Source organism: Actinomadura meyerae, assembly GCF_900188445.1.
In the GTDB taxonomy this organism is placed as follows: domain Bacteria; phylum Actinomycetota; class Actinomycetes; order Streptosporangiales; family Streptosporangiaceae; genus Spirillospora; species Spirillospora meyerae.
In genome coordinates this window covers 20,400-27,696 of record NZ_FZOR01000069.1, presented here as the reverse complement: position 1 = coordinate 27,696, position 7,297 = coordinate 20,400, and the positions used below count along the sequence as shown (strand labels likewise).

General features: G+C 68.8%; 7 protein-coding genes and 3 pseudogenes. 2 read left to right on the top strand and 8 right to left on the bottom strand.

Annotated features, from left to right (window positions below; genetic code table 11):
* From CHF16_RS38055 to CHF16_RS40735, 3 genes and pseudogenes are all read right to left on the bottom strand, one after another.
* A pseudogene (locus tag CHF16_RS38055) lies at positions 1-245 on the bottom strand (IS1380 family transposase); the annotation flags it as partial.
* A gap of 193 nt (positions 246-438) precedes the next feature.
* Positions 439-1,254, bottom strand: coding sequence for an NmrA/HSCARG family protein (locus CHF16_RS38050; RefSeq protein ID WP_089331052.1), 816 nt, complete (start codon positions 1,252-1,254; stop codon positions 439-441).
* Positions 1,251-1,616 carry an SgcJ/EcaC family oxidoreductase gene (locus CHF16_RS40735; RefSeq protein WP_179271915.1) on the bottom strand — a complete coding sequence of 122 codons (366 nt, stop codon included), beginning with the start codon at positions 1,614-1,616 and terminating at the stop codon, positions 1,251-1,253. The genes CHF16_RS38050 and CHF16_RS40735 overlap by 4 nt, the downstream gene beginning before the upstream one ends.
* Positions 1,617-1,704: 88 nt before the next feature.
* Between CHF16_RS40735 and CHF16_RS38040 the strand changes: the two genes are divergently transcribed.
* A complete protein-coding gene (locus CHF16_RS38040) occupies positions 1,705-2,340 on the top strand; it encodes a TetR/AcrR family transcriptional regulator (protein WP_089331051.1) in 636 nt (211 codons plus the stop codon).
* Positions 2,341-2,367: 27 nt separating this feature from the next.
* Here CHF16_RS38040 and CHF16_RS38035 read toward each other — a convergent pair.
* A pseudogene (locus CHF16_RS38035) lies at positions 2,368-2,695 on the bottom strand (Tn3 family transposase).
* Between the two features lie 292 nt (positions 2,696-2,987).
* Here CHF16_RS38035 and CHF16_RS41735 point away from each other — a divergent pair.
* Positions 2,988-3,179: pseudogene (locus CHF16_RS41735) on the top strand (helix-turn-helix domain-containing protein); the annotation flags it as partial.
* Positions 3,180-3,211: 32 nt separating this feature from the next.
* Here the strand turns inward: CHF16_RS41735 and CHF16_RS38025 are convergent.
* From CHF16_RS38025 to CHF16_RS39940, 4 genes are all read right to left on the bottom strand, one after another.
* Entirely contained in the window at positions 3,212-4,060 is an 849-nt protein-coding gene (locus CHF16_RS38025) for a sugar phosphate isomerase/epimerase family protein (RefSeq protein ID WP_179271913.1), read from the bottom strand.
* Between the two features lie 409 nt (positions 4,061-4,469).
* Positions 4,470-5,216, bottom strand: a complete 747-nt coding sequence (locus CHF16_RS38020) for an SDR family NAD(P)-dependent oxidoreductase (protein ID WP_179271912.1) — start codon at positions 5,214-5,216, stop codon at positions 4,470-4,472.
* On the bottom strand, positions 5,213-6,112 hold the full coding sequence (locus tag CHF16_RS38015; protein ID WP_089331047.1) for an amidohydrolase family protein: 900 nt from the start codon (positions 6,110-6,112) through the stop codon (positions 5,213-5,215). Before CHF16_RS38015 ends, CHF16_RS38020 begins: the two co-directional genes overlap by 4 nt.
* A complete protein-coding gene (locus CHF16_RS39940; protein ID WP_179271911.1) occupies positions 6,109-7,287 on the bottom strand; it encodes a glucose 1-dehydrogenase in 1,179 nt (392 codons plus the stop codon). The genes CHF16_RS38015 and CHF16_RS39940 overlap by 4 nt, the downstream gene beginning before the upstream one ends.
* Positions 7,288-7,297 lie beyond the last annotated feature (10 nt).

Genomic DNA, 7,297 nt, shown 5'->3' with positions numbered 1-7,297 from the left:
AACGCGGTCGGCATCGCCCCGTGCCGCAACCGGTCGGTGTCATCGATGCTGTCGGCTCCGGCGCACATCGCCGCCACCAGCGACATCACCTTCGCGGCCGGGGCGGCGCCGGCGCTGTTGCGCGCACCGCCGATGCGCAGCACCTCGGCCGCCAGCTCGGGCAACCCCGCCCGCTCGGCCAGCCGCACCACCGGCACCAGCCCGGCATCGGCGATCAAGTTCGGCTCGTCGAACGCGGCAGCCACCGCCGATGAGACATGAGAGGATTGCACTTACGGGATGCCTCGTTGCTTCTGCGCTGCTGGACCTTAGACAAGCCCATCATCGCAGGCCACGGGGCATCCCTTTTGTCGTTTCCGCAACCTGAACAGCAATCACCCGGTGGATCGAGGCTTAGAGGTCTGGGTGACCCGCTCGACTCGACGTTGGGGTCCTGGATCACTTCTTGTGGACCTTGTCGCCGAGCCAGTCATGGAAGGTGAGCAAGCCGGCGAAGTCCTCGCGCAGCTTGGCGAGATCGGCCTGGTAGCCGCTGTCGGCGAACCACTCGAAGAGCCGCTCCTCGATGGGCAGGGGTTCCAGGCGCGTGGGCACCCCGGTGACGTTCTCGTAGATCGCGGCCACCGCAGCGAAGGTGAGCTCGTCACCGGCGATCTCGATCTCCGCGCCGAGGTAGTCGTCCCGGTGGTCGATGACGTACGCGGCGATGCGTCCGATGTCGTCGGTGGCGATCAGCTGCATCGGCCGGTCGGGTAGCACCGGGAGCTCCATCACCCGTTCGCCTTCGGCGCCGGCGTAGTGCAGCAGGTTGTCCATGAAGAAGACCGGCCGCAGGATGGTCGCCGGCACGGCGAGGGCGCGGATGTAGGACTCGATCGCGGCCTTGCTCTCGAAGTGCTCGATTCCGGTGCGCCGTTCGGCGCCGCCGACCGAGCTGTAGACCAGGTGCCTGACTCCGGTGTCCAGGGCGGCGTCGGCGACGTGCATGCCTTGCCGGACCTCGGCCTTGAGGGTTTCGGGCTCGTAGGCCAGCGCCTGCATGCTGAACACGGCGTCCACGCCGCGCATGGCCCGCTCCAGGGAGGCGGGATCTTCCAGGTCGCCGACCACCAACTCGGCATCTGTCAGGCGCTGCGCTGCGGGGCTGCCCGGGTCGCGGACCAGGGCGCGGACCCGCCAGCCGCGGCTCAGCAGGTGACGTGCGGTGGCGCCGCCCTGCTGGCCGGTGGCGCCGATCACCAGGGCCGTGCTCATGACGTCACCACGGGGGTGGTCTGGGCCAGCGCGATCCGCCAGGTGCCGTCGTCTTGGACCAGCACGAACGTCAGGGCTCCCGTTCGGCCGTCGTTGACGTGCTTGATCAGGTTGACCAGCGCCACGTCCGGCCGCAGGAACGTGACGTCGAGCAGTTCGTTCTTGGTCATTACGTCTTTCAGCGGGGTGCGCAGTGCCTTGGCCATGACGTCCTTGACCTGGTCGCGGCCGCGTAGCCGGATCCCGGTGAAGTTGACCAGGGACACCGTCTCGGTGAGCAGTCCGGTGAAGCCGACCACGTCGTTCTGTAGCTCTTCGGCGTCGCGGACGACCCTCTCGATCGCCTCGATATCTGGGTTCATGTCGCTTCTCCCAAGTAGCGGAGCGATTCGCTCCGCTTTGAACACTATGGCGGAGCGAATCACTCCGCAACTGGTAGGGTGTGTGACGATGACCACGCGCAAAGACCGCGCCGAACGCAACGACCGCGCCCTGCTCCAAGCCGCCCGGGACGTGCTCGCCGAAGACGGCGCGCACGCCTCCGTCGCCGCGATCGCCGCCCGGGCCGGTGTCGGCATCGGCAGCCTCTACCGCCGTTACAAAACCAAGGAGGAGCTGTTCCAGCGCCTCAGCGTGCTTTCGCTCGACCGCTGGAACGACGCGGCCGAGCAGGGCCTGGCCGACCCGGACCCCTGGACCGGGCTGACGGGATTCATCCGAGCATGTGTCGAGTTCGGGCAGGGCTCACTGGCGCCCATCGCCGGCGCCATCGAGGTGACCGAAGAGATGAGCGCCAAGTCCCGGCGCGGTGACGAACTGCTCGATGAGCTGGTACAGCGAGCACACCGGGCAGGCGTGCTCCGGCCGGACGTCGCCGCGGTCGACATCTCGCTGCTCATCGAGCAACTCGGCCGTTCACCGATGGTCGATCAGCTTCGCAAACAGGGAAGGGACGACCTGCTTCCGGCAGCGGCCGAGGCCCGCGGGCGGCTGATCGCGATCGTGCTCGACGGGCTGCGGCCGGGCTACGACCCGTTGCCCGGCGCCCCGCCGGGCAACGACATCTTCACCGGGCGCTGGGCTTGAATGAACCGCCTCCTGCCGATCTCGGCGTCACTCGGAGCCGGGCATCTGCCCGGCCTGCGTCTGGCCGCCGAGAGGCAGGCGCTTGGCCACACCCAGCCGCACCTCGCCGTAGAGCTGGACGTGCTGCCAGAACAAGGGCGTCAGCCCGCGCCGGTCGGCGGGCTTGAGCAGCTCGACCCACTGGGGGTCGGCCAGGCTGGCTTGCAGCATCAGGATGGTGATGTAGACGAGAGCAACCTGCAGGATGGGATGCCTCCACCACGTTCAGCCCTTCCTGGATCTCCCGCTGGAGTCCGCGCAGGCGCAGGTAACGGGCGACGCAGATGGTCTTCTGCGCGCGGCCGACCTCCAACATGGCCTGGCAGACCGGGTGGGACGCGGACTCGGTGAGCCGGCGCAGGAAGCCGGTATCCGGCGACATAGTTGGAACGATCCTCGCGATGGAGCGGCGTTACTGGCCGACTGGGTGGAGCTGTGGTGGTCCGGGCAGGACCTGGAAGCCACCACCGAGGCCGGTCCAGGGTGACCGTCCGTTCGCCTGCTTCGGATTTGGGGCGTCCTTGGTGGGTGCGGCCGCCGAGCTGGGTGATCTGCCACCCCGAGCGAGCGCGGCCCCGGACGGCGCTACTACAGGCTGACGGCCGGCCTGGCGGCTGCTCGACCCCGGGCAGCAGGCCCTGCTGGTGCTGGTCCACCTGCGCAAAGGCGAGACCTTCACCGTACTCGGGGCCCGGTTCGAGATATCGACTCGCACGGCTTGGAGGTATGTCCAGGAGGCGGTGGGGCCGCTGTCGGCGCGGTCGCCGAAGCCGGCGGCGGCGTTGCACAAGGCGACCAAGGACCCGTCACGGTTGAACACCATCGCGCAGGCTCAACTGGACGGATGCGCCGACATAGCGGCTACCAGCCTGTCGCGCATCAGGATCGTCTCGGACAGCGTGTCGCACTCGTCACAGCGGCCCTGATCGATCCACAGGTACTCGGTGATCAGGAAACCGTCGAAGCCGGCGTCCTGAAGGCCGCCGACGACGTACTCGTAGTCGATCTCGTTGTTCTTCATCCCGACCTGGAGGCGGTCCGGCCGCGCTCCTCGGGCATGGAGATGCCGGACCCGTCCGAACAGAGGATCGAGTTCTGGTACGGCGTATCCCTGCATGACGAAGTGCGAGTGGTCCAGAGTCAGCCCGAGGCCCGGGCAGAGATCGACCAAGCGCGCGGTGTCCTCGGGAGAGGCGACGACCGAGCCGATGTGCGGCTCCACCGAGACCTCCAGTCCGGCCCCCTGCGCCTCCTGAACCCGAACGGCCAGTTCGTCCGCCGCCAGGAGAAGCGAATCCTCGTGGGCGATGCCGTCGAAGTCGAGACCGGGCAGGATCGTGAGTCCGTTCGCGCCAACGGCGTCGGCGAACTCGATCCACCGCTGGAAGCGCTCCCGGGAGCGCTCCCTCTCCTCGAAACTGGGGTGGTTCACCGCGAGGACCGAGTAGTCCGGGTCGGCGATGAGGAATACGTCGGCGGGAACCAGGCCGTGGCGGGCGAGCCGCTCGGCCACCTCGCGCCCGCGGACACTCGGATCAGCTGCGGCCTTGTCGGCTCGCAGTTGGGTTATCGAGCCCCACACTCCGATGTTGACCCCGGCGAACCCCAGGCTCGCGATGAGAGCGCATGCCTCCTCGTGGTCGAGAAGTGGGAAGGTGTAGTCCGAGCATGCGAGCTTCAAAGGTTTCTCCTGTGCACCTAGTAGAGAGAGCTGACTGATCGAGCAAATGGCTGGCCCTGTGTTCTCAACTGATCATCAAGGGCGAGCCCGCAGGTTCGGATTGTGTTCGTTGAGGAAGAGGCACACATCCCCGGTGTTCGCGTCCATGATCCTTCCAAATCTCGGCATCGCAGTCAGGCACCGGTGCATGGCCGACCACGCCCGCGCATGTCCAGGCATCCGAGCTGCGTGGCCGGCGGATGTCTGGCGTCGGTCTCGGCGACGGCCCCGCCTTCCCACCGGCCGCGGTGAGCCCATCCGATCCGGCTGCGGCCGTGCTGCGCCCGGTTCATGCTGCCTCATCCGTCCGAGGTGGGCACACCCGGTTCTGGTAGGTCGTGCTGTCTCATTGACTCCGGCCGGCCCGGTCTCAGGCCATGTGCAGCCCGCCGTTGACGTCCACGTGGGTGCCCGAGAGGTATCCGGCGCCCTCGGCTGCGAGCATCGCAACGACGAAGGCGACGTCGTCGGGACTTCCGGTGCGTCGGAGCGGGACCCGCCTGGCGATCTCCTGCTTGACATCGTCGCCCATCACCCCGGTCATCGGGGTGTCGATGACCCCAGGCGCGACGCAGTTGACGGTGATCCCGTGGGGCCCGGCCTTCTGCGCGAGCGACCGGGTCAGGCCGATGATGCCCGCCTTGGCGGCGACATACGCCGGGCCCGCGGCCACCCCGCCGCCGGTCTGCGCAGCGATCGAGCTGAAAAGGATCACCCGGCCGAAGCCTCGCCCGGCCATCTCGGCGATGGCCGCCTTGGCGCAAAGGTAGGAGCCGCGGAGGTTCACGTTGTGGACCCGGTCCCAGACCTTCTCGTCGACCTCCTCCAGGGAGCCGGTCTCGTAGACGCCCGCGCAGGCCACAAGGATGTCCAAGCGGCCGAACGCCTCCACTGCGGCTTGTACGGGCCGACGTGCGCCCTCCGGTGTGGACACGTCGCCCGGGACGGCCAGCCAGCGCTCAGCGCCGACCTCCAGGGGTGGCGCGATGCCCGTCTCGCGGAGGTCGGCCGCGACGATGAGGCTCCCCTCCTGGGCGAGTGCGCGGGCGACGCCCGCACCGATTCCGCTGCCCGCTCCGGTGATGACCGCGACTCGGCCCTCCAGTCCGAGCCTCATGCTGCGGCTCCCGGCTCGATCCGGTAGACACGCAGTGCGTTCTCGACGCGCACCTGTCGCTGCTCTGCCGGGCTGAGGCCGGCGGTCCATTGCTCCATGTCACTCCACAACCGCTGGTAGGAGACAGCCGGGCGGTCGACCGGGAAGTTGCTGCCGAGCATGCACCGCTCCGGCCCGAAGATCTCGACGGCCTCCTTGACGCAACCGCCGAGCTCGTCGACGTCCCAGGCGGGAGAGAGGAAACTCAACGCGGAGATCTTCAGGGTGGCGTTCGGCACCTCGCGGGCGAACCGGGTGATCATCCGACGCCAGGCGCCGCGTCCCTCCGGGTCGGCGGGAGGCAGTCCCGCGTGCTCCAGGACCACGGCGAGCTCCGGCAATTCCCTGAGGATCTCCGTCGCCCGGCCGAGCTGGCCGGGCCAGGCGAGCAGATCGAAGCTGAGCCCGCGCGGGACCAGACCTGCCAGGCCACGCGCCCAGGCGGGATCGTCGAGAAGGTTGTGCGTGAGAATGTCAGAGCGCCTGGACTCCGGGTCGTACCAGAGTTCCTGCCGGATGCCTCGGAAGAAGTCATGCTCGCCGTGGCGGTCCAGCACGTCCTCGACGTCCGGCGCGCGCAGGTCCGCGTAGCCGACGCACACCGTCGGCGTGGCGCGGCCCGCCTGGGCCGCGCGGACCTCGCCGAGCCAGGCGGTCTCGACGACCGGATCGACGGTATGGTCCATCTCTGCTTGGACGTGCACGGTCGCGACCAGGTCCACGTTCCCGACGTCCGCGTGCCAGTCGTCCAGGACGTAGTTGAACGCGAACCGCTCTCCTCCTTGGTCGCCGAGCCACGGGTAGTGGAACCGGTCGATGTCCCAGAGGTGGAGGTGGGCGTCGACGAAGGAGCTCATGAGCTGAACTCGTACGTCGAGAGGCCGTCTGGGCTCATCGAGGTGAGTCCGCCGTCGACGGCAAGGTCGGCGCCGGTCACGAAGGAGGCCGCGTCGGAGGCGAGGAACGCGACGGCGGCGGCGACCTCATACGGCTCCGCGCAGCGCTCCAGCGGGCAGAAGCGCCCCCAGATCGGTTCCCACTTCTCCCGGTCCCCGTCCGCGCCGCGGTCCAGGACCTCGGTCCAGATGTAACCGGGACTCACGCTGTTGACCCGGATCCCCCTTGGCGCGAGGTCCAGCGCCTGGCACCGCGTCAGCGAGAGCACGCCGCCCTTGCTCGCGTTGTAGGTCCACCTGCCCGCCTGCGAGACATGCCCCGAGATGCTCGCGATGTTCACCACCGCGCCCGCGTCGGACCGGCCCAGGGCGTCGGCCGCGAGCGATACCAGGTGCGCGGGGGCCATCAAGTTCACCTCCAGCGTCCGCTGCCACTCGTGCTCCGTCGCGCCGACCCCCGCCAGGAGGAACACCGCGGCGTTGTTCACCAGGACGTCCAGCTCGCCCTGCGGTCCGCACGCGGCGTCGATGAGCTCGCGCCGTCGCGCCGGGTCGGTGATGTCCAGCTCGCACGTCGTCAGGCGGTCGCCGTGCTCGCCGAGGCTGGAACGCACCGCCTCAAGGCCGGCGCCGTTCAGGTCGGCCGCGGTGACATGGGCGCCTTCGGCGATGAACTGGCGCACCGTCGCGGCTCCGATGCCGCTGCCCCCTCCGGTGACGAGCACCCGCTTGTCACGGAACCGGTCGGAGACGGCGACGGGACGCGGACGGGCATCCTCCCCGGCGAATACCGATGCGTCGAAATACGCCGTCAGCGCGGCGATCTTGTCGCCCTCGCGCCGCATGAGGTTGACGCCGTCCAGCAAGACGACCTCGCCCGAGGGCCCGGTGAACCGGGCGTGCCATTCCAAGGTCGCGGCGTCGTCGTCACCGCGGACCTCGCCCACCGTCACTTCGAGGCCGGGGTAGGCGGCGGCGCTTTCGGCATAGTACTCACGGATCTGCTCGCGTCCGGTGAGGGTCACTCCCGGCCCCCGCCAAACGGCGTCCTCGGTGAAGAACTCCAGGATTCGCTCAACGTCGCGCGACTCCTCGGCCCGCCAGTAGGCACGGCCGATCTCTTCGATGGTGGGCAATGCTTCCTCC